The 25,584-nt window shown below is 67.9% G+C and carries 29 protein-coding genes and 1 tRNA gene; 16 read left to right on the top strand and 14 right to left on the bottom strand.

Annotated elements, in window-relative coordinates:
* Positions 1 to 9: 9 nt before the first annotated feature.
* Complete coding sequence (locus tag ASF81_RS01635) at positions 10 to 591, top strand: ribonuclease HII (protein ID WP_156363139.1); 582 nt, start codon at positions 10 to 12, stop codon at positions 589 to 591.
* Between the two features lie 7 nt (positions 592 to 598).
* Here ASF81_RS01635 and ASF81_RS01630 read toward each other — a convergent pair whose 3' ends face one another.
* Positions 599 to 877 (bottom strand): hypothetical protein, encoded by a 279-nt coding sequence (locus tag ASF81_RS01630; RefSeq protein ID WP_055803953.1) that lies wholly within the window; start codon positions 875 to 877, stop codon positions 599 to 601.
* A 62-nt stretch (positions 878 to 939) separates the two neighbouring features.
* On the bottom strand, positions 940 to 1,977 hold the full coding sequence (locus ASF81_RS01625; protein WP_055803950.1) for a DNA adenine methylase: 1,038 nt from the start codon (positions 1,975 to 1,977) through the stop codon (positions 940 to 942).
* A gap of 142 nt (positions 1,978 to 2,119) precedes the next feature.
* On the opposite strand from ASF81_RS01625, the gene ASF81_RS01620 reads away from it, so the two are divergent.
* Positions 2,120 to 2,809 carry a VIT family protein gene (locus ASF81_RS01620; RefSeq protein ID WP_055803947.1) on the top strand — a complete coding sequence of 230 codons (690 nt, stop codon included), beginning with the start codon at positions 2,120 to 2,122 and terminating at the stop codon, positions 2,807 to 2,809.
* Here ASF81_RS01620 and ASF81_RS01615 read toward each other — a convergent pair whose 3' ends face one another.
* The 3 genes from ASF81_RS01615 to ASF81_RS01605 all read right to left on the bottom strand — a co-directional run bounded on the left by ASF81_RS01615 (position 2,810) and on the right by ASF81_RS01605 (position 6,836).
* Positions 2,810 to 5,185 (bottom strand): TonB-dependent receptor, encoded by a 2,376-nt coding sequence (locus ASF81_RS01615; protein ID WP_235559187.1) that lies wholly within the window; start codon positions 5,183 to 5,185, stop codon positions 2,810 to 2,812.
* 21 nt (positions 5,186 to 5,206) lie between these two features.
* Positions 5,207 to 6,187 carry a FecR domain-containing protein gene (locus tag ASF81_RS01610; RefSeq protein WP_055803939.1) on the bottom strand — a complete coding sequence of 327 codons (981 nt, stop codon included), beginning with the start codon at positions 6,185 to 6,187 and terminating at the stop codon, positions 5,207 to 5,209.
* Positions 6,188 to 6,272: 85 nt separating this feature from the next.
* A complete protein-coding gene (locus ASF81_RS01605) occupies positions 6,273 to 6,836 on the bottom strand; it encodes an RNA polymerase sigma factor (RefSeq protein ID WP_235559185.1) in 564 nt (187 codons plus the stop codon).
* A gap of 121 nt (positions 6,837 to 6,957) precedes the next feature.
* Here ASF81_RS01605 and ASF81_RS01600 point away from each other — a divergent pair, with 121 nt between their 5' ends.
* The 6 genes from ASF81_RS01600 to ASF81_RS01575 are packed head-to-tail and all read left to right on the top strand — an operon-like array spanning position 6,958 to position 11,809.
* Positions 6,958 to 7,644: a thermostable hemolysin gene (locus ASF81_RS01600; RefSeq protein WP_055803933.1), complete on the top strand. Its 687-nt coding sequence runs from the start codon at positions 6,958 to 6,960 to the stop codon at positions 7,642 to 7,644.
* Positions 7,641 to 9,065, top strand: coding sequence for an AMP-binding protein (locus ASF81_RS01595; protein WP_055803930.1), 1,425 nt, complete (start codon positions 7,641 to 7,643; stop codon positions 9,063 to 9,065). The genes ASF81_RS01600 and ASF81_RS01595 overlap by 4 nt, the downstream gene beginning before the upstream one ends.
* A gap of 8 nt (positions 9,066 to 9,073) precedes the next feature.
* On the top strand, positions 9,074 to 9,751 hold the full coding sequence (locus tag ASF81_RS01590) for a TenA family transcriptional regulator (RefSeq protein ID WP_055803927.1): 678 nt from the start codon (positions 9,074 to 9,076) through the stop codon (positions 9,749 to 9,751).
* A complete protein-coding gene (locus ASF81_RS01585; RefSeq protein WP_055803924.1) occupies positions 9,741 to 10,493 on the top strand; it encodes an SDR family NAD(P)-dependent oxidoreductase in 753 nt (250 codons plus the stop codon). Before ASF81_RS01590 ends, ASF81_RS01585 begins: the two co-directional genes overlap by 11 nt.
* Positions 10,494 to 10,520: 27 nt before the next feature.
* Positions 10,521 to 11,168 (top strand): lipopolysaccharide assembly protein LapB, encoded by a 648-nt coding sequence (locus tag ASF81_RS01580; protein ID WP_055803922.1) that lies wholly within the window; start codon positions 10,521 to 10,523, stop codon positions 11,166 to 11,168.
* An 11-nt stretch (positions 11,169 to 11,179) separates the two neighbouring features.
* Entirely contained in the window at positions 11,180 to 11,809 is a 630-nt protein-coding gene (locus ASF81_RS01575) for an isoprenylcysteine carboxylmethyltransferase family protein (protein WP_055803919.1), read from the top strand.
* 2 nt (positions 11,810 to 11,811) lie between these two features.
* Here ASF81_RS01575 and ASF81_RS01570 read toward each other — a convergent pair whose 3' ends face one another.
* The gene (locus ASF81_RS01570; RefSeq protein WP_055803916.1) at positions 11,812 to 12,630 is read right to left on the bottom strand and encodes a hypothetical protein; all 819 of its coding nucleotides are present in this window, start codon (positions 12,628 to 12,630) and stop codon (positions 11,812 to 11,814) included.
* Between the two features lie 89 nt (positions 12,631 to 12,719).
* On the opposite strand from ASF81_RS01570, the gene ASF81_RS01565 reads away from it, so the two are divergent.
* Complete coding sequence (locus tag ASF81_RS01565; RefSeq protein WP_055805299.1) at positions 12,720 to 14,129, top strand: SLC13 family permease; 1,410 nt, start codon at positions 12,720 to 12,722, stop codon at positions 14,127 to 14,129.
* A gap of 17 nt (positions 14,130 to 14,146) precedes the next feature.
* On the opposite strand, the gene ASF81_RS01560 is transcribed toward ASF81_RS01565, so the two are convergent.
* The 8 genes from ASF81_RS01560 to ASF81_RS01530 form a co-directional block, all read right to left on the bottom strand.
* Positions 14,147 to 14,233: transfer RNA gene (locus ASF81_RS01560), tRNA-Leu, on the bottom strand.
* A 58-nt stretch (positions 14,234 to 14,291) separates the two neighbouring features.
* Positions 14,292 to 15,737 carry a M20/M25/M40 family metallo-hydrolase gene (locus ASF81_RS01555; protein ID WP_055803912.1) on the bottom strand — a complete coding sequence of 482 codons (1,446 nt, stop codon included), beginning with the start codon at positions 15,735 to 15,737 and terminating at the stop codon, positions 14,292 to 14,294.
* Positions 15,738 to 15,780: 43 nt separating this feature from the next.
* Positions 15,781 to 16,020: a DUF3297 family protein gene (locus ASF81_RS01550; RefSeq protein ID WP_045810378.1), complete on the bottom strand. Its 240-nt coding sequence runs from the start codon at positions 16,018 to 16,020 to the stop codon at positions 15,781 to 15,783.
* 96 nt (positions 16,021 to 16,116) lie between these two features.
* Positions 16,117 to 16,257: a hypothetical protein gene (locus ASF81_RS14945; RefSeq protein ID WP_156363106.1), complete on the bottom strand. Its 141-nt coding sequence runs from the start codon at positions 16,255 to 16,257 to the stop codon at positions 16,117 to 16,119.
* Between the two features lie 86 nt (positions 16,258 to 16,343).
* Positions 16,344 to 17,264 carry a MotE family protein gene (locus ASF81_RS01545; RefSeq protein WP_055803909.1) on the bottom strand — a complete coding sequence of 307 codons (921 nt, stop codon included), beginning with the start codon at positions 17,262 to 17,264 and terminating at the stop codon, positions 16,344 to 16,346.
* A gap of 17 nt (positions 17,265 to 17,281) precedes the next feature.
* A complete protein-coding gene (locus ASF81_RS01540; protein ID WP_055803905.1) occupies positions 17,282 to 17,863 on the bottom strand; it encodes a DUF6468 domain-containing protein in 582 nt (193 codons plus the stop codon).
* Positions 17,863 to 18,906: a flagellar motor switch protein FliM gene (fliM, locus tag ASF81_RS01535; RefSeq protein WP_055803902.1), complete on the bottom strand. Its 1,044-nt coding sequence runs from the start codon at positions 18,904 to 18,906 to the stop codon at positions 17,863 to 17,865. The genes ASF81_RS01540 and fliM overlap by 1 nt, the downstream gene beginning before the upstream one ends.
* A gap of 2 nt (positions 18,907 to 18,908) precedes the next feature.
* Complete coding sequence (locus ASF81_RS01530; protein WP_055803898.1) at positions 18,909 to 19,583, bottom strand: flagellar basal body-associated FliL family protein; 675 nt, start codon at positions 19,581 to 19,583, stop codon at positions 18,909 to 18,911.
* A 180-nt stretch (positions 19,584 to 19,763) separates the two neighbouring features.
* On the opposite strand from ASF81_RS01530, the gene flgF reads away from it, so the two are divergent.
* The 7 genes from flgF (at position 19,764) to ASF81_RS01495 (ending at position 25,580) form a co-directional block, all read left to right on the top strand.
* Entirely contained in the window at positions 19,764 to 20,504 is a 741-nt protein-coding gene (flgF, locus tag ASF81_RS01525; RefSeq protein ID WP_055803893.1) for a flagellar basal-body rod protein FlgF, read from the top strand.
* Positions 20,505 to 20,518: 14 nt separating this feature from the next.
* Positions 20,519 to 21,307, top strand: a complete 789-nt coding sequence (flgG, locus tag ASF81_RS01520; RefSeq protein WP_055754135.1) for a flagellar basal-body rod protein FlgG — start codon at positions 20,519 to 20,521, stop codon at positions 21,305 to 21,307.
* 4 nt (positions 21,308 to 21,311) lie between these two features.
* Positions 21,312 to 21,926, top strand: coding sequence for a flagella basal body P-ring formation protein FlgA (locus ASF81_RS01515; RefSeq protein ID WP_055803890.1), 615 nt, complete (start codon positions 21,312 to 21,314; stop codon positions 21,924 to 21,926).
* Between the two features lie 12 nt (positions 21,927 to 21,938).
* Positions 21,939 to 22,661 carry a flagellar basal body L-ring protein FlgH gene (flgH, locus tag ASF81_RS01510; protein ID WP_055803887.1) on the top strand — a complete coding sequence of 241 codons (723 nt, stop codon included), beginning with the start codon at positions 21,939 to 21,941 and terminating at the stop codon, positions 22,659 to 22,661.
* A 144-nt stretch (positions 22,662 to 22,805) separates the two neighbouring features.
* The gene (locus tag ASF81_RS01505) at positions 22,806 to 23,231 is read left to right on the top strand and encodes a hypothetical protein (protein ID WP_235559183.1); all 426 of its coding nucleotides are present in this window, start codon (positions 22,806 to 22,808) and stop codon (positions 23,229 to 23,231) included.
* Positions 23,232 to 23,242: 11 nt separating this feature from the next.
* Positions 23,243 to 23,743, top strand: coding sequence for a hypothetical protein (locus ASF81_RS01500; protein WP_055803880.1), 501 nt, complete (start codon positions 23,243 to 23,245; stop codon positions 23,741 to 23,743).
* A gap of 49 nt (positions 23,744 to 23,792) precedes the next feature.
* Complete coding sequence (locus tag ASF81_RS01495) at positions 23,793 to 25,580, top strand: DUF885 family protein (RefSeq protein WP_055803877.1); 1,788 nt, start codon at positions 23,793 to 23,795, stop codon at positions 25,578 to 25,580.
* Positions 25,581 to 25,584 lie beyond the last annotated feature (4 nt).

The raw sequence follows: 25,584 nt of genomic DNA, 5'->3' as shown, positions 1-25,584 counted from the left end.
ACGGTGCTGATGAAGCGGGTCAACGGCCTCGTATGCGGCGTGGACGAGGCCGGGCGTGGTCCTTGGGCCGGGCCCGTCTCGGCGGCGGCCGTGATCCTGAACCCTGACGACCTCCCGCCCGGCATCGACGATTCCAAGGCCCTGACCGAAAAGCGTCGCGCAGCCCTGGAGCCCGAGATCAAGGCCCGCGCCGTCGCCTGGGGCGTCGGCTTCGCATCGGTGGACGAGATCGAGGAACTGAACATCCTGCATGCCACGGGCCTGGCCATGTGCCGCGCCATCGAGGCCTTGCAGGTCCAGCCGGTCGCCGCCCTGGTCGACGGCAACTATCGCTTCAAGCTTCCCTGCGAAATCCAAACGGTTGTTGGCGGCGACGGGTTGTCGCTATCGATCGCGGCGGCCTCGATTCTGGCCAAGACCGCACGGGATCGACTTATGATCGATCTGGATGCCCAATACCCCGGCTACGGCTTCGCCAGCCACAAGGGCTACAACGCCCCGATCCACCAGAACGCCTTGAAAACCCTGGGCCCCTGCCCCGCCCACCGGCGCAGCTGGTCGCCGATCAAGGCGCTGTTGCAGGAGGCCTGACGCCGCCTCAGATGTGCAGGAAGCCGCCCAGCAGCGCGCCCATCAGGGCCGCAACAGCCGCCCCGGCGATCGCCATCATCCAGCGCGGCGGCGGCGCCACTTCGGGCTCGACGTCGATCTGTTCGACTGGCTGAACGGCCTCGACCGGCCGAGTGTAACGCGCCGCGTTGTGGGTAAAGGTTGCATCCGCCGCCCGCGGCGCCCAAGAGCGGGGCTCGGCCGCCGGGCGCACACGGTAGTCGTCGGGGCGATCGGTCTTGGGGGCGGTGTACGGGTGCGGTTGCATAGTCCCACAACGGCACGCAGCGATTCGCGTTCCGCCCTACCCTCCGTTGTTTTCATTGGTGTCTATGCGGCCACGGGCAGGGAGATCGGCCGCTCGGTGACCACGAACAGGTGCTCGACATTCTTGAGCCGCCCCACCTGCCCGACCTTCTCGCCCTTGGGATTATGGATCCCGATCCGGGCGCCGACATAGCGCGGATGCGCCACCTCCAGCACCTGCACATGGCCTCGCGCCGACAGCATCTCGACCAGGTTGGCGCGGCTCAGATACCCCTCATCGTTGAAGCTGACGATCAGGTTTGGCGCCTTGACCCGCTCGATCACGGTCCGCAGCGCCGGGCCGATGCCGGGCCGACTGTTGAAGGCGCTCTTGCGCGTCCTCACGTCCACCCGCTTGTTGGCCACCCCATAGGTCTCGGGCCGGTCCCACAGCACCAGGCTTTCCCAGCAATGGTAGTTCCCAAGATAGGAATGCTGGTTGTAGGGCGGATCCAGATAAACCAGGTCCGCCTCGACCTGTTCGGCGATCTCGACCGCATCGCCCTGCGTCGCTCGGCATGGCCCGTCCACCGCCGGAACCAGGTCCGGCGTGCGCAGCTCCAGCGTCTTCAACGCTCTCGGCGCCCACTGCTTCATATAGGCCATCTGAACCCCGGCGGTGGAATCCACCCGGTCCGCCGCCTCCATCAGGCTGACCAGGGCGATGGCCTTGAGTTCCGGCTCCAGTCCCATCGCCTCGATCCGGTGGCGCATGGCGTCGATGCGAGCGCCGTTGTCGGGGTGGAAATACCGCGCATCCTGACAAAAGGCCTGGGTGAACCAGCCCGCCTCGGGCTTCACTGTCCGCAGCTCGGCCAGCACGACCTCGGCCCGCTCAAGCCACCGCTCTCGATCCGCCTGGACATAGGTCGTCGCCAGGGCGTGGGCATAGGCGTTCAGGTCGTTCGACCAGACCTGAAACCCCTGCTTCTTCAAGGCGTGCCCGACCCGCGCTGTGCCCGAGAACAGATCGCACACCCGCCCGCCCTGCGGCAGCACCCCCGCCACCGCACCCGTCACATGCCCCAGCAAGGCGCGCTTGGAGCCGATATATTTGATCATGACGCGGCCCGACTCATCACGGCAGCATAGAGCCTGTCGACGGTCGCGCGAAGCTGGTGAGGGACGTTCGAGTCCGCACGCCGCGCCTATCTTCAAGCCAACGCCCGGTCCATGCTCGGTGCGACGACTACGGAGAAGGCGCATGCTGCACAGTGAAACCCATCGGGTCGATCGGATCGGCTGGCTCAGGGCGGCGGTGTTGGGGGCCAATGACGGGCTGGTGTCGACGGCCAGTCTGGTGGTTGGCGTCGCGGCGGCGGCGACCGGTCATGGCGGCATACTGATCGCGGGCGTCGCCGGATTGGCGGCGGGCGCGATGTCGATGGCGGCGGGCGAATATGTCTCGGTCAGTTCGCAGTCCGACACCGAAAAGGCCGATCTGGCGCGCGAGGCGGTCGAACTGGCCGGCGATCATGAAGCGGAGACGCGCGAACTGGCCGGCATCTATGTCGGGCGAGGCGTCGCGCCGGATCTGGCGACCGAGGTGGCGCGTCAGATGATGGCGCATGACGCGCTGGGCGCCCATGCGCGCGACGAGCTGGGTATTTCGGAGATCACCACCGCGCGGCCGATCCAGGCGGCGCTGACTTCGGCGATCACCTTCTCGGCCGGGGCCGCCTTGCCTCTGGTCGTCGCTGCCGTCGCGCCGCTGGACACGCTGGCGATCTGGGTCGCGGTTTCCGCCCTGCTGGGTCTGGCCGTGCTGGGCGCCCTGGGCGCTCGCGTAGGCGGCGCGCCGATCGGACGATCGGTTTTGCGTGTGGTCTTCTGGGGCGCGCTCGCCATGGCCATCACGGCGGGCGTCGGCCGGCTGTTCCACATCGCCGCCTGATCAGAACCGCGCCGTCAGGGCCAGGCGGGCGGCGAGCGGTCGTTGCGGCGTGCTGATGTCGCCCGAGCCGTAGAAGGGATTGCCGAAGGTGAAGGTGTCGTCGCTGCGGTTGAACAGATTGTCCAACGACGCCCTGATCGCCCAGCGATCGATCTCCACGCCGACGCCCAGCAAACTGGTCAGATAGCCGGCCGAGGCGCCGGTGGAGGTCGGCGACAGGGCGATATCGGTCGGGCCGACATAGCCCAGGCGAAGCTCCGAACGCACCGTCGCGTGCGCGAGGTGCGCCTCATGCACGACGCCGCCCTGCACGCTGAAATCGGCGACCGCCGGCAGGCGTGTGTCGGTGCCGAGCGCGAAACCGGGATCGGGTCGGGTCAACTCTGGATCATTGACGACGGCGTGCGCATCCAGCGTCCATGGCCCGTCGCGCCATTCGACCTCGCTCTCGATCCCGCGATTGCGGCCGTCGCCCAGATTGGCGGTGAAGGGCAGACCCCGGGCGTCGAACCGGTCCGACTGGATGTTGCGCCAATCGGCGACGAAGACCGCGCTTCGCCCGCGCAGGCGCCCTTCGAACAAGGTGAAGCGCGCGCCCGCCTCGCCGGCGACGATCTCGTCCGGCTTCACCCGTCGCGCGGGCTGCTGATCGCCAGCCGGCACGGCGCCAGCGTTGAAGCCCGGCCCGCGATAACCCTCGGTCGCCAGGGCGTAGAAGACGAAAGGACCGCGATCGTATTCGATCACCAGACGTGGGGTGATATCGACCAGAGCGTCGTCTCCAAACACCTTCATCGGATCGCCGTCGGTTTCGCTGCGATGCTCGACCCCGATGCGGAACAGGCGCGCGCCGGCCGTGATCTTCAGGCGGTCGGTCAGCGCATAGGCGGCGTCGCCGAACAGAGCCGCCTCGTCCACATGGTCGCGCCTGTACTGTAGATAGACCCCCGGCCCGCCCTGCCCGTCCGAGATCGCGACGGTGCGGGTGTGTGTGTATTCCGAGAAGAACAGTCCGGCGCTCCACTTCAGCCTTGCGCCGAAGTCGCCGTTCAACCGCACCTCATGCACCGCTGCCGACAGGTCGTCGGCCTGGTCCAGCGCCGCTGTTCCCGTAAGCCCGAACAGTCCGGCCGCAGGCGTCGCATCGTAGCGCGCATCAAGGCTGTGCGACTGAACGCTGGATGAGGCCCGCAGCCGCGCCCAGCCGATATCCCCGTCCACCGAGGCCCAGACGCCGTCAAAATCGTTGCGGCTGGGCTCCGTCAGGCTGCGACGACGCGCATAGGGTTGGTCGGCGCCTAGATTGGCGTACTGGCTGTCGTTGACGTCGATGGTCTGGGCCAAGAAGCCCGTCTTCAAGGTCCAGCCAGGGTTCAAGCGCAGCAGCGCCGCCGCCCTCAGCCCCTGCCGATGCATGCCACCGGTATTGCTCAGTCCGAGGGCCTGATCATCGACGTAGCCCCCGACCCGTTCGTCATAGCCGACGACCCGGACCGCCAAGCGATCGCGAAGGATCGGGGCGTTGATCATTAGCTCGACGGCGTCACCCGGCGCGCCGCCGGCCGTCAGCGCCCCCTCCGCCGTCACGCGCCCATAAAAGCCGTTCAGGTCCGGCGCGCGGCTGACCATCTGAACGACGCCGCCCATCGAGCCGGCGCCGTAGAGCGCCCCCTGCGGCCCGCGCAGAACCTCGACCCGTTCGATGTCGGCCAGACGCAACGCCGGGTCAGGCGCGTCGTAGGTCAGGCGCACATCGTCGAGATAGAGCCCGATCAGGCTTTGCGCCTGTCCCGCAACGGGTCCGTCCGCCAGGCCGCGAATGAAGAGCTTGTCGCGCCCCGGCCCCAGATTGGTGACCGTCAGGCCGGAGACGCGCGCGGCGACGCCGTCAAGGTCGCTGACCCCGGCTCGTTCCAGCGTTACCCCGTCCAGCGACGACAGGCCATAGGGGGCGCGCGACAGCAGCAGATTGTCCGTGCGTGACGCCGTCACCACGACCTCATCCAGCGTCGTCGGGGTCACGGGCGCGGGCGGCGCCGAGATCGTCCGCGCGACAGCAGGCGGCGCGGCGGCGACCCGCACGATCCTGTAGGCGCCGTCGCCGACGCGGGTCGCGACGCAGTGCGTGCCCAGCATCAATCTGGACAAGGCGGCATCGACGGAAAGTCGGCCTCTCACCCCGCGCGTGGGGCCGCATCGCTCGGCTCCGGCGGCGTCGATGCTGACGCCCGCCTGCAGACCGAAGTCGAGGACGGCGGTCCGCAACGGCTGAGGCGAAACCGACACCTGAAGCGAGGATCGCCCTTGGGCCATGCCGATCGACGGCGTGGTCACACCGCAAACGACGACCAGGGCGCAGAGGAAGGCTCGTACCAAAAGGCGACGTCCGAAGCAGGTTCAGCGCCGTTCTAGACGAACCCCTTGCGGCCCGCGAGTGGCCTTGATCGGCAGGAACCGTTCCAGCCGGCCGATCACCGCCGCTTCGTCATCAAGCACCAGCGTGCCGGAAAAGCGCAGGTTCGCCGCGTTCGGCGCCACAGAAACCGGCGTGGCGAAGGCGCGGCTGAGGTCGGCGGCGATCTCTCGCAGAGGCCGATCGTCATAGGCCCGTCGCCCCTGGGTCCAGGCGGCGGAGGTGCGGACATCGACGGGGGCCACGGTCATCCGGTCGTCGGCGTCGTCGCGCTGAACCGACTGACCGACCGTCAGACGCACCCGCCGCGCGGGCTGTTTCAGGTCGCTGACCTCGACGACGCCCCGCAGCACCGCAACCTGGGTGTCATCGGCGGATCTGCGGATGTTGAACGCCGTGCCGACCACGCGCACCTGGCTTTCGCCGACATCGATCAGGAAGGGTCGGCCGGCGTCATGCGCGACATCGAAGGTCGCCTCGGCCTGATCCATATGCACCAGACGCCGTCCTCGCTCCATCTTCACCGACAGGGTCGAGCCGCCGTTGATCTGAAGCCGTGATCCGTCGTCCAGAGTCACCGTCCGCGTTTCGCCGGGCGCGGTGCTGTACACCACTGTCGGCGCGGTTTGCAGCAACGGACCCAGGAAGATCGCCGCGGCGAGAACCGCAGCCATCGCCGGGACCGCCACCATCCATCGCCGCCCCGGTCCGTTGCGCCGCTCGCGGTGCGCCGACAGGTCGATGACCGACGCCGGCTTAACGTCGGAACGGTCGTCTAGGACATCCGACGCCGCCCACAGCCCCTCGGCCTCGTCGAAGGCGCGCCGATGGGCCGGGTCTTGATCGAGCCAGGCCGTCGCCGCGTCGATGTCCGCAATCGTCACGTCATCGGCGCGCAGACGCACGACCCAGGCGGCGGCCTGGGCGGCGATCTCCTCGTCCTTGATGACGGCGTCCTGAGTCATGATCCGGTCCGGGCCCGAGCGGGCTTTGGGGGAGAGACGACGCGGTCGCGCCGCATCCTCAACGAAAAATGGCGAAATCCGGTCGTCATGGCCAACCGACCCGCAGCAGCAGTTCCTTCAGCGAGGCGGAAACGTATTTTTCAACCGCGCTGCGCGAGACGCCCATCCGTTCGGCGACCTCGGCCTGGCTGAGCCCGGCCATCTTGTGCAGACGGAAGGCCTCCGCGGCCTTGGGCGGCATCCGGTCGATCGCGGCGACGACCTTTTCCAGTTTCAGCTTGGCCCAGACGGCGTCCTCGGCCGACGGCGCATCCTGGGCTTCGGCCGCATCATCGATAGCGGAAGCGCGCCGCCATTCCAGATCGCGCGCGCCCGCACGACGCTGGGCCTTGGACGCATCCAGCGCCAGATTGGCGGCGATCCGATAGAGGAAGGCCTGCGGGTGGCGTACCTCGGCGGCGGCCTCATCGGTCATGGATTGCAGCCGCACCCAGACATCCTGCGCCAGATCTTCGGCCGCAGCCGACGATCCCGTGCGCGCCGTCAGAAAGCGCACCAGGGCCGGGCGGCTGTCCAGCCACGCATCCGCCAGGGCTTGCCGCGCCGGTCGGCTCGGGTCGTGCTGAGGGGGACCGGAAGAGGCGTTCACCACCCCATCGTGGGTTGCTGCGCCCTCTGCGGCAACCGCGATTGCGACGGCGAAAGATTTTTTTGCGGGGGTCGCCGCACCGCGTCGTCTCTGGCCCGAAGTCCCCTGGCCCGAGGCCCGCATGTTTCCACTCCGCCTGCCCGAAGACGCCGATCCGGTTCGGCCGCGCGTGCGCCGCACGCTGTCGTCGCGCATCATCCGGTTCGACGACCCCTGCCGAGGCGAACGTCGCCGCGTGGAGCAGTTCATCGAGGCGGCCTATGCCGAGGCCTATGGCGGCCAGATCCAGGCCCATTTCCCGACCCTGATGAGCGTTCAGGATGAGGCGGGCGTCATCTATGCCGCCGTCGGCTTCCGGCACGCCGCCGAGGCGCCTCTGTATCTCGAGCAGTACCTGGACGGGTCCATCGAAACGGTGCTGAGCCAGGCCATCGGCGCCGTCATTGACCGCGCGCAGGTGGTCGAGATCGGCAGCCTGGCCTCCAGCGGACAGGGCGCGACCGTCTTCCTGTTCGCCGCCATGGCCCATCATCTGCAGTCCGAAGGTCTCAGGTTCGCCGTCGCCACCGCGACCGACGAACTGCGCCGCATCTTCCACAAGGCCGGTCTTGGCGCGCTTCAACTTGCGCGCGCCGATCCGCGCCGCCTGGACGACGGCGGCGGCAGCTGGGGCGCCTACTATCAGACCGATCCGGTGGTGCTGGCCGGCTCGATCGACGCGGCGACCGCGCCGCTGGATCACTTCTCCGAAACGGCGCCGGTCGGACGGGCCGTCCGCACCCGCCTGCACTACGAGGATCGCTCATGAGCGCCGTTCTGCACGCCCTGTCGCGTCGCGCCCGCTCCACGCCCGATGATGTGGTGATTCAGTGGGCCGAGGGTTCGCTGACCGCAGCCGAACTGCTGGCGCAGGTCGGTCAGCTGGCGACCACGCTGGCCGATGATCGATCTCCGGTCGGCGTCCTGCTCGACAACGGACCGGCCTGGGCCGTCGTCGATCTGGCGTTGATCCTCGCCCAGCGGCCGAGCGTGCCGATCCCGCCCTTCTTCACGGCCGCTCAACGCGATCACGCCTTGGCCGACGCCGGCGCGGGGCTGCTGATCACGCCGGGCGCTCCGGGCGAGCTGACGGCGGGCGGCGCGCCCATCCGGCTGACGCCGACAGGGCTGCCGGTGCGCGATCTGCATCCCGGCACGGCCAAGATCACCTACACCTCCGGCTCGACCGGCGCGCCCAAGGGCGTCTGCCTGTCGCAGGATCAGATGGAGGCGGTCGCCGCCTCTCTGGTTCAGGTCCTGGGCCGGGACCGCGCCGGGCTGCATCTGCCGGTGCTGCCGCTGGCGGTGCTGCTGGAGAATGTCGCCGGCCTGTATGCGACGCTTCTGGCCGGCGGCCGCTATCACGCCGCCAGCCTGGCCGAAGCCGGGATGGGCCAGGCCTTCCGCCCCGACTTCGCGCGCCTGCTGACCACCGTTGTCCAGACCGGCGCCACGACCCTGATCCTGGTTCCCGAACTGCTGCGCGGCCTGATCGCTGCTCAAAGCGTGATGCGGCTGGATCATCGGCTGGAGATGATCGCGGTCGGCGGCGCCCGCGTGTCCCCGGCCCTGCTGGAGGCCGCCGCCAACGCCGGCCTGCCCGTGGTCGAGGGCTATGGCCTCAGCGAATGCGCCTCGGTCGTGGCGCTCAACAGTCCGGACGACGCCCGCCCCGGCACGGTCGGCCGGCCTCTGCCTCACCTTGATGTCCATCTGGCCGACGACGGCGAAATCCTGGTCTCGCCCCATCCCTTCCTCGGTTACGTCGGCCAGGCGCCAGCGCCGGAGCGTCTGCACACCGGCGACGTCGGCCGCTTCGACGCCGATGGAAGGCTCACCATCGAAGGCCGCAAGGCCAACACCCTGATCACCGCCTTCGGCCGCAACGTCGCGCCCGAATGGGTCGAGAGCGAGCTTCTGGCCGAGCCCCAGATCCTTCAGGCCATGGCGATGGGCGAGGCGCAGGCGGCGTTGTCGGCCCTGATCGTGGCGATGCCGGGCGCCGAACCGGCCCAGGTCGAAGCCGCCGTCGCGCGCGCCAACGCCCGCCTGCCCGACTACGCCCGCATCGGCGACTGGCGTCTGGTGCCGCCCTTCGATCCCGCCGCCGGTCAGGTCACCGCCAACGGTCGGCCGCGTCGAGAGACCCTGCTGCGCACCTACGCCCCCTCCACCTCGCAAGCCGCCTGAGAGTTCGCATGTCGTTTTTTGAAACCCTGGTCGCCGCGACCGCAACCGAGCGGGCCGCCTTCGCCGCTATCCCGCAAATCAGGGACGGTCTGGCCGGCCGCATCAGCCGCGAAACCTACGTCGCCTATCTGGCCCAGGCCTATCACCACGTCCGCCACACCGTGCCGCTGATGCAGGCCGCCCGGGCGCGGCTGGACGACGATCACGCCGTCTTCAAGGCCGCGCTCGACGACTATATCGCCGAGGAAACCGGCCACGAGCAGTGGATCCTGAACGACATCCGCGCTGCCGGCGGCGACCCCGATCAGACCGTGCAGCACGGCCCGAACGTCGCGACCGAACTGATGGTGGCCTATGCCTATGACACCATCCAGCGCATCAATCCGATGGCCTTCTTCGGCATGGTCTATGTGCTGGAAGGCACCAGCATTCAGCTGGCCAGCGTCGGCGCCGAGGCCGTGCAACAGAGCCTCGGCCTCCCGCCCGCCGCCTTCACCTATCTGATTTCCCACGGGGCTCTGGATCAGGATCATATCCTGTTCCTCAAACAACTGCTGGACGGGGTTTCGGACGCAAACGACCGCGCCGCCATCGTCCATATGGCCAAGGTGATGTTCGGCCTGTTCGGCGGGGTCTTCGCCTCCATCCCCCACATCGCAGCGCGGGAGACGGTCGATGCAGTTTGAGGATCGCAACATCCTGATCACCGGCGGCTCCGGCGCCTTGGGGCGTCGCGTGGTCGAGCGGATCGAGCGCGGGGGCGGTCGGGTCACGATCGTCGCCCGCGCGCCGGTGGCGGGCCATCACACCCTGGTGGGCGACCTGTCCACCCCGCAGGGCCTCGACAGCGTCGCCGAACAGGCCGGCGGCCGCGCCTGGGACATTCTAATCAATATCGCCGGCATCCAGCATTTCGGCCCGCTGGAGCAACAGACGCCCGAGCATCTGCTGGCGACCTATATGGTCAATCTGGTCGCGCCGGCGCGTCTGGCCCAGGCCGTCCTGCCCGGCATGAAGGCGCGCAAGCACGGCCAGATCGCCAACGTCGGATCGATCTTCGGCTCGATCAACTTCGCCCACTTCGCCAGCTATTCCAGCGCCAAGGCCGGGATGCGGGCGCTCAGCCAATCGTTGCGTCGCGAACTGGCCGGCACGGGCGTCGGCGTCACCTATGTCGCGCCCCGCGCAGTGGCTACGCCGTTCAACTCCGCTAAGGTCGACGAATATGCGCGCCTGACCGGCATGGCCGTTGACGATCCGGACCCGATCGCCGACCGCATCGTCGCCGCCATCCGCTCAGATCGCCGCGACGTCTACCTCGGCTTCCCCGAAAGCCTGTTCGTCCGCCTCAACGCCCTGGCGCCCGGCCTGATCGACGGGGCCCTGAAGTCCAACGACCTGAAGGCCCGCGCCCTGTTCGCCGGCTGAACCACAGAACAAAAGGAGAGACACGCCATGAAGACCGCCCTGTTCGCCCTGGCCCTGATGGCCGCCCCCCTGACGGTCGCCTCCGTCGCCCACGCCGACGCCTGCGACGACCGCGCGCGCGGTCTCCAGCAGTCGTGGGACCATGTGAATTTCGAGGTCCCGCAAGGCGTTCGAATGGCGGAAATGGCGCGGCTGAACACCCAGGCCGACGCCGTCGTGGCCCAATGCCCCAACCGCGCCGAACCTCTGGTCTGGGACGCCATCATCACCGCTTCGGAAGCGGGATTGAAGGGCGGCATCGGCGCTTTGGGCCTCGTGCGTGAGGCGCGCACCGAACTGGAACAGGCCGAGCGGATCAACCCGCGCGCGCTGAACGGCTCGGTCTATGTCAGCCTCGGTTCGCTCTACGCCCAGGTGCCGGGCGCTCCGATCGGTTTCGGCAACCGTCAGCGCGCCCGCGACTACCTCCAGCGCGGTCTGGCCATGGCGCCCAACGACGTCGACGCCAACTTCTTCATGGGCGATCTGCTGGTGCGTGAACACGACTGGAACGGCGCCGCCCGCTATCTGCAAAAGGCTATCGACGCCCCCGCCCGTCCCGGTCGCGCCGTCGCCGACCGCGGTCGCAGGGCCGAGGCCCGCGCCTTGCTCGTCCGCGCCCAGCAGCATCACTGAACAGATCCATCATGAGCCCTGTTCCCCCCGCTCTGTCGCTCGACGTCGTTCAACGCCGTCGCAAATGGTTCGCCGGCTTGGTTCTGCTGGCCCTCATCGTCCTGACCGCCAGCGTTCGCTCGGTCGCCGTCCTCGACGGCGAATGGCATGAGGGCGTCGAAGGCTTGGGCCTGGCCGCCATCATCGTCGCCATCGTCGGTCGCGCCTGGTGCTCGCTCTATATCGGCGGACGCAAGAAGGCCGAGATCGTCGATCGCGGCCCCTACTCCATCACGCGCAACCCGCTCTATGTCTTCAGCTTCATCGGCGCCTTCGGCGTCGGCGCCCAGACCGGCAGCGTGACCATCGGCGCCATCTTCGCCGTGGCGACCTTCCTGGTCTTCCTGCGCACGGTCGGTCGCGAAGAGGCTTGGCTGGCCGAACATTTCGGCGCGCCCTATGCCGCCTACTGCGCCCGCACGCCGCGCTTCTTGCCCAAGCCCGCTCACTGGCGCGACGCCGACGAACTGACCATCCGTCCCGCCTTCTTCGTCCGCACCCTGCGCGACGGCCTGGTTTTCCTCGCCGCCCTCCCCGTCATGGAAGGGATCGAGCACCTGCAGTCATCCGGGTTGATCGGCTTTCCGATCAGTCTGTTCTAGACCTAACCGTCGCGCCATTCGCTGAGCATCTGGCCGTCGGCGTCTTCGAAGGCGACGCGGTCGAGTTGCACTGCGCCGATGCAAACCGGCCGTTGATCAGGGGCAGCCGCACGACAGTGGATGGCGCGGCCGTCGGCGAAGGCGGTCATCCGGCCTTCCAGCACGAGACGATAGCCCTGTGCTGATGGCGCAGGCGGCTGCCCATCCTCGCCGCGCAGGGTGAACTCGTAGGCGCGGCCGTTTCGGCGGCCGGTCCGCGCGCCGTTCGGCTTGAATACGGCGGCCAGCCCTGCCGTTTGAGGTGAGGCCGGGCTTGAAGCCGAGGCTGCGGGTGCCAGCGCCGGGCAGGCCTCGGTGCGCAGCCACGGCCGGGCCAGCCAGAAGCCTTCGGCCGCCTCCAAGCTGCTGTCGTCGTTTGCGATCAGGCCGGACCGCAGCCAATCGGCCGGCGCCAGGCTGACCTTCAGGCTCTGTCTATCCTTCGCTCTCGTGACCGTCGCCAGCCCATCGACCGCGGCCCCGGCGGCGTCGCCGGGCTCACCGCACCCAAAGGCTTGGCGCACGACAAAGCGACGCCCTGCCAGAGACACGCCCCCGACCTCGCGCCCTGCGGCGAAGGCCGAGGCGGCGATGTCCATGGCCTGAAGCAGGCCGGCGCGGTCCAGGACCGGCGCTGGCGCGACCGTCACGACCGGCGGCGTTTCGGATTTTTTGGCCGGAGCAGGCGCAGGCTGCGGCTCACGCTGGCAGCCGGCGAGCGCCAACAGGAATACTGCAAGCACGACGAACTGGAGACGAGGCGACGCAATCGGATCGAGCATGGAACCACCCTAACACGCGAACCGCTGAGGGGGATGCGCTCACCCGAAAAAGGTTGACGCGAGCCATGGGGGACGGTCTGCACAGCATCATGACTTTCGACCAGATCGCCGCCCTCGCCGTGCTTGTCGCCGTCGTGGGCGTCTTGATCCATGGCAAGATGCGGGCGGATGTCGTCGCCTTGACGGGCGCCGCCGTCCTCCTGCTGCTGGGCGTCGTGCGGCCGGTTGAGGTGCAGGGCGCCTTCGCCAGTCCCGCGGTCATCGCTTTGGCCGGTCTGTTCGTCATCGCCTACGCCATCGAACTGTCCGGCCTCTTGGGCTGGCTGATCCGACAGGCGACGCAGCTGTCCGCCCGGATCGGCGCCCGGGGCATCTGGATCGTCATCGGCCTGTGCGGTTCGGTCGGCGGCTTTCTGAACAACACCCCTGTGGTGGTCTTGGCCGCGCCGGTGATCCGCGACGTGGCCCAGTCGCTTCGCCTGTCGCCCAAACGCTTTCTGATGCCGCTCAGCCACGTCACGGTCATGGGCGGTCTGCTGACGCTGATCGGCACCTCGACCAACCTGCTCGTCAACGACATGGCCCGCAACGCCGGCCAGCCGGTCTTCGGCCTGTTTGAGATCACGCCTGTGGGGCTGGCCATCGCGGTCGTCGGCGGCCTGTGGCTCTATTTCGTGGGCGCGCGCCAACTCGGCCGATCCGTCGCCATGGATGAAGTTGAAGCCGCGCGCTTGGCGGAAATGGAAGAGGCGCGTCGCCGCGCAGAGGCCGAAGCCATCAATCGCCGCAAGCGCCTGCTGCCGTTCGGCCTGCCGCGCCTGGGCGGATCGCGAAACCAGGTCGATGGGTCGGGCGATGCGCATCTCGGCGACGTTGAACTGTATGGCGCCGCCGATCGTCCGCTGCGGCTGAGGCCCGCTGCGATCTCGCTCGGCGTGTTTGTTTTGGTGATCCTGTCGGCGGCGCTGGGATGGGCGCCGATCGCCGCCTCGGCCTTCGCCGGCGCCGTCGGACTGATCCTGCTGCGCGTCATCACACCCGAAGAGGCCTATGCCGGACTGCGCCCCGAAATCCTGCTGCTGATCGCCGGCATGGTCGTGGTCGGCACGGCCATCGAAGTGACGGGGCTGGCGTCCGCCGGCGCAGATCGTCTGATCGGCGTGATCCGGCCGCTGGGGCCGCTGGGCGCCCTGATCGTACTTTACGGCGTGACGCTGTTCGCCACCGAACTGCTGTCCAACGCCACGGTCGCGGTTTTGATTACCCCCATCGCCGTAGCCCTGGCCGAAAGCCTGGGCGTGGATCCCCGACCCTTCCTGGTGTGCGTCATGATGGCGGCCTCTGCCGCCTTCGCCACCCCATTCGGCTATCAGACCAATGTGCTGGTCTTCAACATGGGCGGCTACAGCTACATGGACTTCGTCCGCGTCGGCCTGCCTTTGAACCTGATCACCTGGATCGCCGCCATGGTCGCCATCCCGATCTTCTTCCCGTTCTGATCGAGTGGCAGTCGGAGTGGTGCGGGCGGCCGGGCTTGAACCGGCAAGGACTTTCGTCCGGCAGATTTTAAGTCTGCTGCGTCTACCAGTTTCGCCACGCCCGCAGCCCGGTCTGGCCCGGTTCGGCTCCTATAGACGGAACCGGGCCGGGTCTCCAAGTCGTCAGCGTGTCGGGGTCGCCGGCGTGGTCGCGGGCATCATCGCCCGGAAGTCCACGTCGGAGTCGGCGATCAGCCACAGCAGGCCCGCCCAGGCGGCGACGTTCTGGTTCAGTTGCGCCGGGTCGATCTTGTCCAGCGTGTCGTTGGCGGTGTGGTGCAGGTCGAAATAGCGGGTTCCGTCCTGGGCCAGGCCGAAGAAGGGCACGCCCAGCGGGCCCATCGGTCCGACATCGACGCCGCCTTCGGTCTCGACCCGATCCGAGGCCAGGACGCCGATCGGATAGAGAACGCGGGTCGCGGCCTTCTGGAAGTCCGAGCCTTGCGCGCCGGCGGGCAGGCGCAGGGCATAGACGCGGTCGGCTCCGAAATCGCTCTCGCCGGCGATGATGTGCTTGTCCAGCGCCGCGCCCTGGCCGCGCGCGTAGACGCCGCCGCCGTTGCCGGTCTGGGCGGTCGGCTGGGCCACTTCTTCCGAACCGTAGAAGATGACGCGCAGGGTTCGGGCTGGACGGCGGCCGCTGTCGGCGATGGCCTTGGCGGCGGCGATGGTGATGGCGCCCCCTGCCCCGTCGTCGATGGCGCCAGTGCCCAGGTCCCAGCTGTCCATGTGGGAGCCCAAGACGATGATCTCGTCGGGGCGCGTGGCGCCCGGCAGATCGCCGATCACGTTCTGGCTGGTGGTGCGATAGGTGCGGGCGGTCGAGGTCAGACGCATGCGCACCGGCTGGCCCAGGGCGACCAGGCGGCTGACCTGATCGGCGTCGGGCGCAGCCAGCGCGAAGGCGGGAATGGTCGGCTTGCCGTCGACATAGCGGGTCGTGCCGGTGTGCGGCATCCGGTCCTCGTCAGAGCCCACCGAGCGCATGACGAAGGCCGCCGCGCCCTTGGCGGCCGCCACGCCGGGGCCGGCGCCGCGCACGCGGGTCTGGGGACCATAGCCCGAGCCGTCCTGCATCGGGTGCATCTGGCCCAGATCGACATAGACGATCTTGCCGCGGACGGCGGCCTCGGGCGCGGCCTGCAGGTCTTCGAAGGTGGAGAAGCGCACGATCTCCGCCTCGACACCGCCCCTCGGCGTGGCCGGCGAGTGGCCCAGAGCCGCAGCGACCAGGGCCTGGGCGTTGTCGCCGACGATGGCGGCCGAGCTTTCGCCCCGCTCCCAGCCGACCAGTGGGAACTCGTCGATGCGGACATTCTGGAAGCCGTTGGCGCGCAGATAGTCGGCGGCCCAGGCGGCGGCCTGCTGTTCGGAACGGGAACCCGCCGGGCGCGCGCCGAACCGCGTCGTCAGCTGGGTGACATAGTCCATGGCGATGTTCGAGCGCATCGCGGCGTCGCGCACGACGATCGCCTGCTGCACCGTCGCCGCATCCTGAGCCTTGGCCGCCGGGATAAACGCGACAAGACCCAGGGCGACGGCGCTGGCGGTCAGCAGACGGATGGACATAGGCAGGCTCCGGATTCAGATGAGAGCCGGACCCTAGGTAGGTTCAGTCGTTCTGGAAATAGGGTTCGACCGGACCCTGCAGTTTCACGGTCAGGGCCTTGCCCTTGCGATCCACGCGGTTGCCGAGCGCCAGACGCACCCAGCCTTCGGACACGCAATATTCCTCGACATTGGTCTTCTCTTCGCCCTTGAAGCGAATGCCGACGCCGCGTTGCAGGACCTCGGCGTCGTGATGCGGGCTGGAAGGGTCGACCGAAAGGCGATCGGGGGGCGTGTCGGACATGGCGTTGGTCGGGCTCAGATCTCGGGAAGGCGCGGTGATAGACGCGCTGGCGCGCCCTGCCAATCCGAAACCGGGCGGAAACCGGGTTCGAAGACCCTAGGGCAGCAGGTGATAGTGCTGGGCGACGGCGGCCATCATCACGGTTCCGACCGCCGGAACGGCGAGTATGATGGCCCGGCGCATGCGGTGCGCCACGTAAAGCAGTTCGCCGATCATGGCGCAGATCCTCGATGTCATCGCTCTCTGACGGAGCGTTCGAAGATCATTGGTCGAACAGTGCGCGCTGTCGAGACGAAACGTCAGCGTCGAGATTACACTTAAGGTTACTGCACAGTTTGCCGGGGCTGGGCGTTGGGGGCCGCTGACGGCTGATAGGCCTGCGGGCCGGTCGCGGCGGGAGCAGCCGCAGGCGTGGCGGCGGCACGGCGCGCCGGAGTCGCGGCCGGGCGAGCCGCCGGTCGCGCAGCGGGACGGTTGGCGGCCGGGCGCGGCGTCGGACGGGTCGTCGGGGCGGCGGCGGGCTGAGCCGTCGGTGTCGCGGGCGGGGTCGTGGCGGCTGGCGCAGCAGCGGTAGGCGTAGCAGCCGGAGGGGGCGTGGCTTCGGCGGCGGCGGCGCGAGCGGCCATCTGCTGGGCCTGGAACCGGGCGGCGAGCTTTTCGGTCAGTTCCTTGGCTTGCGGCGCGCTCATCTGGGCCATGATGGCGGCCAGGGTGCGCGGACGCATGGCGGCGGCGACCGGCAGGCGCACCCGGTCCTCCAGCGCGGCCATGACCGGGGCGGCCTCCTTGGGACGCATGGCGGAATAGACCTGAACCAGACGATCGATCTCGGCCTTCTCGCGCTCGTCGACCTGGCCGAGCATCTGTTTCATCTCGGCCTTCAAGGCTTCCAGCGCCTTGACCTTGGCGTCCAGCTTCTGCTCGGCGGCGACCATCAGCGGCAGGGTGGTGGCGAAGTCCTGATCACGCGCGTCCAGCGCCGCGCGGCGCTGCGACAACGACTGGATGATCTTCAGCTCGGCCGGCGAAATCCCCGCCTGCTGGGCCAGCTGTTCGGGAGACAAGGCGGAACAGGTTCCGGGCAGAGCCGGCTTGGGCGGCGCGCCGGCCGCAGCGGGAACCGCCTCCTCGGCCCAGGCCTTGGCCCCGTCGAACAGGCCCGGCGCGACGCCGACGGCGCGCACGGCGACGACCCCGCCGATGGCGATGGCGATCAGGGGCAGGATGCGGGGAAGGCGGGCCATGAAATGGGGTTCCGAACTCAGGCGGCGAACAGGTCGTCGTCGAGATTACGACGCGCGGCGTTGAGGCTTTGTTTGGCGGAATGGTTAGCGGAGCGTCCGGCCGTCAGGGCCTGAACGATGGCGGCGACATTGTCGCGCCCGGCGGGCGCAGCCGCTTCATTGCGACGGTTCGAAGAGGGACTGGCCAGTCCCTGGATGCGTTGCGCCAGAGCGGCCATGCGCTCAGCCCGCTCCTCGTCTTCGGTTGCGGCCGGCGCCGGAGCCAGGGCGGCCGGGGGTGCGCGACGGGCGAGTTCTTCCTCGACGATCCGCACCGGCGCCATGGCCGGCGCGCGGGCGATCAGGGTCTCCAGCTGGGCCTTGACCTCACGCGCCTTGATAATCCGGTCGTGCAGCAGATCCGTTTCCTGACCAGAGGCCCGAAGGGTGGCGAGCGCATTTTCGGCGCGGCCGGCGGCGGCGTTCAGTTCGGTGACGGCCTGAGCGAAGGCCAGCTGTCCGGCGCGCAGGGCGGCCAGCTTGCGTTCCAGCTTGATGCCGTAACCGACCGCCGCGATCAGCAGCACCATCAGCACGCCGTCCATAATCATTCCGGCCATCAGATGTTCACTCCCAGGCGGGCGGCGACTTCCGGATTGACCGGCCCTTCGACGCGTATGGCGATGTGCTGTCCCTTGCGACCCATGCGGCCGGTGGTCAGCGGAATGGAGCCGGCGCGGATCGAAACCTCGGAATCCGGCGTGGCGTTCAGCATCATCGTGTCGCCGACCTTGAGGTTCAGCACGCTGGACAGAGGCATTTGCTGTTCGTCCAGGACCGCGCGGACTTCGGTTTCGGTCGTCCAGATCTCGGTGGCCAAGTGGCCTTCCCAGATGTTGTCGCGGCCGAACTTCTCACCCATGAACTGCTGCAGCAGCATCTTGCGGATCGGCTCCAGCGTCGCATAGGGCAGCAGCAGCTCGATACGGCCGCCGCGATCCTCCATGTCGATCCGCAGCTTGATCAGGATGGCGGCGTTGGCGGGACGCGCGATGGCGGCGAAGCGCGGGTTGGTCTCCAGCCGGTCCAGGTTGAAGTGAACCGGGGTCAGGGGCTCGAACGCCTGGCGGGCGTCGTTCAGCACGACCTCGACCATCCGCTGCACCAGCACCCGCTCGATGGTGGTGTAGGGCCGGCCTTCGATGCGCAGCGCCGCCGTGCCGCGACGACCGCCCAGCAGCACATCGACGATCGAATAGATCAGGTTGGAATCGACCGTCAGCAGACCGTAGTTGTCCAGCTCTTCGGCGCGAAACACCGCCAGGATGGCCGGCAGCGGGATCGAGTTCAGATAATCGCCGAACCGGATGGAGGAGATATTGTCCAGGCTGACTTCGACGTTGTCAGAGGTGAAGTTGCGAAGGCTGGTCGTCATCAGACGCACCAGGCGGTCGAACACGATCTCCAACATCGGCAGACGCTCGTAGCTGACGAGCGCGGAGTTGATGATGGCGCGTATGCCCGAGCGTTCGGAACCGTCGTCGTCGCCCAGGTCGAAGCCCAGCAGGCTATCGATCTCATCCTGGTTCAGGACGCGTTCGGACAGGGCGTCGCCGGGATCGCCCAGACCGCCGAACGGATCGAGTTGCGCCGCGTCGGTCATGCCTATTGCACCAGCATTTCTTCGATCAGCACGGCGTCGACCTTGCCCGGGGCGGCGATCAGATTGACGCGGCGCAGGATTTCGGCGCGCAGCTGATAGGTGCCGGCCGAGCCGCTGAGGTCCTCGGGGCGCAGTTCGCGCACGAACCCGGTGAACATGTCCTGCAGACGCGGCATCTCTTCCTGCAGGTGGGTCGCCACCTCGGCGTCGTGCATCTCCAGCGTCAGCTTCAGTTTCAGAAAAGTCGGACGGCCGTCGGGCGACTGAATGTTCATGACCATGTCGGGCAGGGTGTAGAAGGTGACGCCATCCGGCCCCGCGGCGATGACGCCGAGCGCAGGATCGGCCTCGCCTTCCTTGCCGCCGCCGCCGTGACCGCCGCCTTCCTTCTTCTCTTCCTTGCCCTCGGCCTTCTTGTCGGCCTTCTCTTCTCCGTGGCCGACTTCGGCTTCGGCGCCGTGCGCTTCGGCAGGCTTGGGCTTCAGCATGAAGAAGGCCGCCGCGCCCCCGCCGCCCAACACCAGCAAGGCGACCGGCGCGATGATGAACAGCAACGGGATTTTCTTTTTCTTAGGCGCGGCGGCGTCACCCTTGGGGGCCTCGCCTTCGGTCACCGCCGGCAGGTTGGCGTCGGCGTCGGCCGCAGGCGCACCCTTCTTCTTGCCGAACTTGAACATGCGCGCGCCCCGGAGACTCTCTCATGGCGAGGATCGTCCGGTTTGGTTAACGCGACGTTTACAATGGGCAGGATTTGCCGGGTCGGAAGATACCTGCTCCCGCTCAAACCCGCATTCCGCCTGAATTAACCTTGTTGGCACAGCCGTTGCGAGAGGCTGAGGCGAAGGAGCACGCCTCTCGTGGAAAACGCCGCCTATATCGGACTGTCACGCCAGATGACGCTGCGTCGCGAACTGGACATCGTGGCCAACAACGTCGCCAACGCCAACACCACCGGCTTCAAGGTCGAGCAACTGATGCTGGGCACCGAGATCGGGCAGCGGGCGCGCAACGACTCGATCCGCCCGTCGGCCAGCTTCGTGCTGGACAATGGCGTCGGTCGCGACTTCGGCCAGGGTTCGATGCAGCAGACGGGCCGCTCGCTGGACTTCGTCATTTCCGGCGAGGGCGCCTTCTTCACCGTGCGTGATGGCGCCAACGGCGAGGCCTACACCCGCGACGGCGCCTTCACCCTGGACCCGGAAGGGCGTTTGACCACCAAACAGGGTCAGGCTGTTTTGGGCGGCGGCGCGGAGATCGTGCTGGACCCCGCGCTTGGCGCGCCCAGCGTCGGCGCTGACGGCACCATCACCCAGAACGGACAGGTCACTGGCCGGCTGTCGGTCGTGCGTTTCGATACGCTGGGCGTGCTCGAAAAGGGCGGCGACAGCCTCTACCGCAATAAGTCCAACGCCCAGCCGATCGAGGCCGCCGACGCCCAGGTTCATCAGGGCTCGCTGGAGTCTTCCAACGTCAATCCATTGATCGAAATCACCAATCTCGTCGAGATCAGCCGCGCCTACGAGAGCATTTCCAAGCTGATCGAAAACACCACAGACCTGAGCCGTCGCGCCGTCGAGCGCCTCGGCAAGGCCGCTTAGGGGAGAGCCGGAACATGCGCGCTCTGAGAACCGCAGCCTCGGGCATGGCCGCCCAGCAGCTGAACGTGGAGGTCATCTCCAACAACATCGCCAACATGAACACGGTGGGCTTCAAGAAGCAGCGCGCCGAGTTTCAGGACCTGCTCTATCAGAACGTCGAACGCATGGGGGCCCAGTCCTCGGCCTCAGGCACCGTCGTTCCGACCGGCATCCAGATCGGCGCAGGCGTCAAGGCCGGGGCCGTCTATCGGATCACCGAACAGGGCACGCCCCAGGCGACGGGCAACCCGTACGACATGGCCATCGACGGCAAGGGCTATTTCCAGATCAGCCTGCCTTCTGGCGAAAAGGCCTACACCCGCGCCGGCAATCTGCAGGTCAATCCAGAAGGCCAGATGGTGACCGACGACGGCTATCTGCTGGAGCCGGCGATCACCATCCCGCAGGACGCGACCAAGGTATCGATCTCCAAGACCGGTCTGGTTCAGGTGACCCAGGCCGGACAGCCCGCCCCGACCACGGTCGGGCAGATCGAACTGGCCAGCTTCTTCAACGAGGCGGGTCTGGAAGCTATCGGCGACAACCTGCTGCTGGAAACCGCGGCGTCCGGGCCGGCGATCGTCGGGACGCCCGGCGACGCGGGCTACGGCCAGATCATGCAGTCCTACACCGAGGCGTCAAACGTGGACGCGGTAGCAGAGATCAGCGCCCTGATCGTGGCGCAGCGCGCCTATGAAATGAACTCCAAGGTCATCAGCACCGCCGACCAGATGCTGTCCGTCGCCTCGCAAGTGAAGGGCTAGGGCCATGACCATGATCCGTTCGCTGCTGCTCGCCGCCGCTGTCAGCGCCTTCGCCGGCGCCGCCCTCGCCAACCCGGTCGTGCTGCGCGCCAACCCCGTGGACGACGACGGTCGCGTCACCCTGGGCGACATCTTCGAGGGCGCGGGCGCCGCAGCCAATGTCGCCGTCGCCGAACGCGTCGGTCCCTCGGTCGTGCTGGACGCCGGTCAGCTTCAAGCCCAGGCGCGTCAGGCGGGCCTGGACTGGAGCAATCCCAACGGCCTGCGCCGCGTCGCCGTGCGCCGTTCGGCCGGACCCCTTCAGACCGTGGCCGAGGCCGCGCCGACGGACGCCGTCCAGGCTGCCCAACCCATCGCCCGCGCCGCCTATCGTCCCGGCGCCGCGCCGCAGGTCATCGCCCGCAACGATATGGTGCGCGTCACCTATCAGGTCGGCGGCGTGAACCTGGCCGTTATGGGCAAGGCCATGCGCAGCGCCGGTCTGGGCGAACCAGTGGCCATCATGAACACCACCTCCAACCGCGTCATCGACGCGGTCGCCTCCGGTCCCGGCCAGGCCATCGCCGGCCCCGGCGCCGACATGGCCCGCGCCAATCCCCAACAGTTCGCCGCCCGCTAGGGAATCCAAGTCATGCGTAAAGCCGTCCTGATCCTCGCCGCCCTCGCCCCGCTCGCTGCCTGCTCGACCGTCGCCGAAACGGTGCGCGGTCCGGAACTGGCCCCCATCGGCTATCCCGCCGCCCTGATCCCTGCGCAGCAGGCCTATCTGCCTGCGCGCGAGACCGCGCCGGCCAGCGCCAACAGCCTGTGGCGCACGGGCGCCCGCACCTTCTTCGGCGACCAGCGCGCGCGCCATATTGGCGACATCCTGACGGTCAAGATCGACATCGACGATCGCGCCCAGACCCAGAACTCGACCCAGCGCTCGCGCTCAAACGAGATCAATGCCGGCGTCAGCAATCTGTTCGGCCTGGAAAGCAGCCTGGGTCGCGCCTTCCCCGGTGGCTTCGATCCGTCGAAGATGGTCGGCATGGAAGGCGATCTGAAGTCGTCGGGCAATGGTTCGGTCACCCGCGCCGAGAAGGTGTCGCTGACCATCGCCGCCGTCGTCACCGACGTCCTGGCCAACGGCAATCTGGTGATCCAGGGTCGGCAGGAAGTGCGCACCAACCGCGAGGTCCGCGAACTGACCGTCGCCGGCATCGTCCGCCCCGAGGACATCTCATCGGCCAACGCCATCAACCACACCCAGATCGCCGAGGCGCGCATCTCCTACGGCGGTCGTGGCGACGTCAGCCGCGTACAGGCCCCGCCAGTGGGTCAGGCGCTGGCGGAACGCTTCAGCCCGTTCTGACGTGAGCCGACCCTGCTGGTGAACTGCGGACGGATAACCGCGTTCAGAGTGAATGCGGTCGTCTGATCTCTTGCGGTTCCAGCCGCGCCTGACGACATTGAAGACGACGCGGCGCTGCGCGTCGTCGGCGGGGGCTGACACATGATGCTGATACTCTCCGCCCTGATGGCGGCCGCGATACAGACTGCGCCCGGCGCAGGCTGGACCTGGAGCCTGTACGAGGGCGAGGGACCGATGGTGCTGGCCAACGACATCCCCGACACCGCTAGCCTGCGCGCGACGCTGCAATGCCTGCCGGGTTCGGGCGCGGTTTCGGTCGCGGTCTATAGCGGGGATGCATCCGCCGGCTTTGCTCGCATCACCTCCGGCGGGTCGACGGCCACTAGCGAGGCCCGCGTCGGGCGTGGCGGCAAGCTGGAGACGGCGATCCCCGTCGATCACCCCGCCTTTTCCGCCTTCGTGTCGAACGGCCGGATGACGATCGCCGTCGGCGACGACGCCAACACAATCACCGTGGAACGTCCGCACATGGCCAAGCTGCGTCGTTTCGCCGACCGCTGCGCCGGCTGAGGAACTCACGCATGCGTCTTCGATTGATAGCAGCCTTGATCGCCATGTCGGCGCTTGCCGCTTGCGCGACCCAGGCCCCGTTTCCCGTAGCCGGCTCTGCGGCGACCGCATCGGCGCCCACGCCCACACCCGGTTATGACTGGTTTCTGAACACCGATGGTCAGGAGGCCATGCTGGCCTACGGCGTCGCCAACAGCGACGAGATCAAGCTGAAACTGGCCTGTCAGGCCGGATCAAGCGCACTGGAACTGACGGCCTCGAGCGACAAGCCGGGCCGCGAAATCTATTTGGAATCCGGCGGCGACACCGAGCGCTATCGCGCCGCATCTGAGCCGGCCGTCGTGCATGACGGCGAACTGCTGACGGCGCAGGCCAAGACCAAGGATCCGGTCTTCCAGCGCTTCCGAAGTCTGGGCTGGATCGCCGCCTGGGCTGACGACGAACGTCACGTCTACGCCGCCCATCCCGCCGCAAAGGTGCAAATCGAGCGGTTCTTCACCGTCTGCGGTTGACGCATCGGCTCTGCTCGGCTTGCGTGCCCTTCCTGACAGGAGGGGCGTCATGAAGATTTCTTATCTGGCTATTGCGGCCATGCTTGCGGCCGGGTCGCCGATCATGGCCGTGGCGCAAACGCCGCCCGCCGCCGTGGCAACCGCCCCCGCAGACGCCGCGCTGAACGCCGTCATCGCCGACTACGAGACCTATCTGAAGTCCGTCGATCCGATCTCGGCCGGCGGAGAGGGCGATGTCGAGGCGATGGGCCGGGTGCCTGACCTGTCGCGTGAGTTCGAACTGGCCCAGCGGGCGCCCCTGGAAGCGTTCGTGCGGCGGTTGACGGCCATCGACCCGGCAAGTCTTTCCCACGCCGGCGGCATCAACCACGCCTTTCTGCTCTATACGCTTAACCGCAGCCTGGAAGGGTTGGATTACGACACCAGCCGCCTGGCGTTCGACTCCGAAGGCGGCCCCGGAACCTGGGCGCTCTATGTCGGCGGCAGCACACGCCTGAACTCGGTCGCAGAGGCCGAGGCCTACATCAAGCGTATCCGGGGCTTCGGCCAAATCTACGCCCAGACGACCGCCAACGCCCGGCGCGGCCTGGACACCGGCCTGGTCCAGGCGCGATCGGTGACCGAAAGCGCCTTGACCCTGGCGCGAAACGATGTGGCGATCAAGCCGGACGCCGAACCGCTGCTGAAGCCCTTGGCCACCCTGCCGTCGACCGTGTCTCAAGCGGATAAGGATCGCCTGACTGCAGAGGTGACGGTGGCGGTTTCAGAAACGATCCTTCCCGCACGCCGGTCCTGGCTGGAATTCCTCGAAAGCGACTATCTGCCCAAGGCACCGGTCCAGCCGGGCATCGGCAATCGGCCCGGCGGCAAGGAACTCTACGCCTATCTGGTGCGCGGCCACACCACGACTGACCTGACGCCCGACCAGATTCACCAGATCGGTCTGGACGAGGTCGCGCGCATCCGCGCCCGTATGGATTTGGAAATGACGGCGTCTGGCTGGACCGGCGACTTCGCCGGCTTCCTGAACTTCCTGCGCACCGATCCTCAGTTCTATGCGACCAGTCGCGAGGCCCTGTTGCAGGAGGCGTCGGAGATGGCCAAGCGCGCGGATGGCGGCCTGCCGCCCCTGTTCGCCACCCTGCCCCGCCTGACCTACGACGTGCAGCCCGTGCCGCCGCAGATCGAGGAAAACTACACCACCGGCCGCTACAACGGCGGTTCGATGCAGAACGGCGTCGCCGCCCATTACATCGTCAACACGTCCAAGCTGGATCAGCGTCCGCTGTACGAGTTGCCCGCCCTGACCCTGCATGAGGCCGTTCCGGGCCACCACCTCCAGATCGCCTTGCAGCAGGAGGCGCCCGGCCAACCCTATTTCCGCCGCCAGGCCAATGTCAGCGCCTATACCGAGGGCTGGGGCCTGTATGCCGAATATCTGGGCGAGGAGATGGGCTTCTACCGCACGCCTTACGAGCGGTTCGGCCGCCTGTCCTATGAGATGTGGCGCGCCTGCCGACTTGTCGCGGACACCGGCCTGCACTGGATGGGCTGGACCGAGGAACAGGCCCGCGCCTGTTTCCGCGACAACTCAGCCCTTGCGCCCCACAACATCGAGACTGAGCTTCAGCGCTACATCGGCTGGCCCGGCCAGGCCACGGCCTACAAGATCGGGGAAATTCGCCTGCGCGAGATCCGGGCGCGGGCCGAGCGAGAGCTGGGGCCGAAGTTCAACATCCGCACCTTCCATGACGCCCTGCTGGTCGAAGGCCCGCTGCCGTTGGCGCTGCTGGACCAGCGGATGGACGCCTGGATCGCGGAGCTGAAGGCGAAATAGGCTG

Source organism: Brevundimonas sp. Leaf168, from assembly GCF_001423685.1.
Lineage (GTDB): Bacteria > Pseudomonadota > Alphaproteobacteria > Caulobacterales > Caulobacteraceae > Brevundimonas > Brevundimonas vesicularis_C.
The sequence above is the reverse complement of the archived record's forward strand: the minus strand, read 5'-3'. Positions and strand labels throughout refer to the sequence as shown.

Excerpts from the sequence above, each read along its gene's own strand:
- flgG (WP_055754135.1), top strand. The coding sequence starts at position 20,519 with ATGCGCGCTCTGAGAACCGCAGCCTCGGGCATGGCCGCCCAGCAGCTG.
- ASF81_RS01515 (WP_055803890.1), top strand. The coding sequence starts at position 21,312 with ATGACCATGATCCGTTCGCTGCTGCTCGCCGCCGCTGTCAGCGCCTTC.
- ASF81_RS01550 (WP_045810378.1), bottom strand. The coding sequence starts at position 16,020 with ATGTCCGACACGCCCCCCGATCGCCTTTCGGTCGACCCTTCCAGCCCG.
- ASF81_RS14945 (WP_156363106.1), bottom strand. The coding sequence starts at position 16,257 with ATGACATCGAGGATCTGCGCCATGATCGGCGAACTGCTTTACGTGGCG.
- flgH (WP_055803887.1), top strand. The coding sequence starts at position 21,939 with ATGCGTAAAGCCGTCCTGATCCTCGCCGCCCTCGCCCCGCTCGCTGCC.
- ASF81_RS01495 (WP_055803877.1), top strand. The coding sequence starts at position 23,793 with ATGAAGATTTCTTATCTGGCTATTGCGGCCATGCTTGCGGCCGGGTCG.
- ASF81_RS01500 (WP_055803880.1), top strand. The coding sequence starts at position 23,243 with ATGCGTCTTCGATTGATAGCAGCCTTGATCGCCATGTCGGCGCTTGCC.
- ASF81_RS01590 (WP_055803927.1), top strand. The coding sequence starts at position 9,074 with ATGTCGTTTTTTGAAACCCTGGTCGCCGCGACCGCAACCGAGCGGGCC.
- ASF81_RS01530 (WP_055803898.1), bottom strand. The coding sequence starts at position 19,583 with ATGTTCAAGTTCGGCAAGAAGAAGGGTGCGCCTGCGGCCGACGCCGAC.
- ASF81_RS01570 (WP_055803916.1), bottom strand. The coding sequence starts at position 12,630 with ATGCTCGATCCGATTGCGTCGCCTCGTCTCCAGTTCGTCGTGCTTGCA.
- ASF81_RS01630 (WP_055803953.1), bottom strand. The coding sequence starts at position 877 with ATGCAACCGCACCCGTACACCGCCCCCAAGACCGATCGCCCCGACGAC.
- ASF81_RS01580 (WP_055803922.1), top strand. The coding sequence starts at position 10,521 with ATGAAGACCGCCCTGTTCGCCCTGGCCCTGATGGCCGCCCCCCTGACG.
- ASF81_RS01635 (WP_156363139.1), top strand. The coding sequence starts at position 10 with ATGAAGCGGGTCAACGGCCTCGTATGCGGCGTGGACGAGGCCGGGCGT.
- ASF81_RS01575 (WP_055803919.1), top strand. The coding sequence starts at position 11,180 with ATGAGCCCTGTTCCCCCCGCTCTGTCGCTCGACGTCGTTCAACGCCGT.
- ASF81_RS01505 (WP_235559183.1), top strand. The coding sequence starts at position 22,806 with ATGCTGATACTCTCCGCCCTGATGGCGGCCGCGATACAGACTGCGCCC.
- ASF81_RS01595 (WP_055803930.1), top strand. The coding sequence starts at position 7,641 with ATGAGCGCCGTTCTGCACGCCCTGTCGCGTCGCGCCCGCTCCACGCCC.
- ASF81_RS01585 (WP_055803924.1), top strand. The coding sequence starts at position 9,741 with ATGCAGTTTGAGGATCGCAACATCCTGATCACCGGCGGCTCCGGCGCC.
- ASF81_RS01540 (WP_055803905.1), bottom strand. The coding sequence starts at position 17,863 with ATGGCCGGAATGATTATGGACGGCGTGCTGATGGTGCTGCTGATCGCG.
- ASF81_RS01555 (WP_055803912.1), bottom strand. The coding sequence starts at position 15,737 with ATGTCCATCCGTCTGCTGACCGCCAGCGCCGTCGCCCTGGGTCTTGTC.
- ASF81_RS01625 (WP_055803950.1), bottom strand. The coding sequence starts at position 1,977 with ATGATCAAATATATCGGCTCCAAGCGCGCCTTGCTGGGGCATGTGACG.
- ASF81_RS01545 (WP_055803909.1), bottom strand. The coding sequence starts at position 17,264 with ATGGCCCGCCTTCCCCGCATCCTGCCCCTGATCGCCATCGCCATCGGC.
- ASF81_RS01610 (WP_055803939.1), bottom strand. The coding sequence starts at position 6,187 with ATGACTCAGGACGCCGTCATCAAGGACGAGGAGATCGCCGCCCAGGCC.
- ASF81_RS01600 (WP_055803933.1), top strand. The coding sequence starts at position 6,958 with ATGTTTCCACTCCGCCTGCCCGAAGACGCCGATCCGGTTCGGCCGCGC.
- ASF81_RS01565 (WP_055805299.1), top strand. The coding sequence starts at position 12,720 with ATGACTTTCGACCAGATCGCCGCCCTCGCCGTGCTTGTCGCCGTCGTG.
- ASF81_RS01620 (WP_055803947.1), top strand. The coding sequence starts at position 2,120 with ATGCTGCACAGTGAAACCCATCGGGTCGATCGGATCGGCTGGCTCAGG.
- fliM (WP_055803902.1), bottom strand. The coding sequence starts at position 18,906 with ATGACCGACGCGGCGCAACTCGATCCGTTCGGCGGTCTGGGCGATCCC.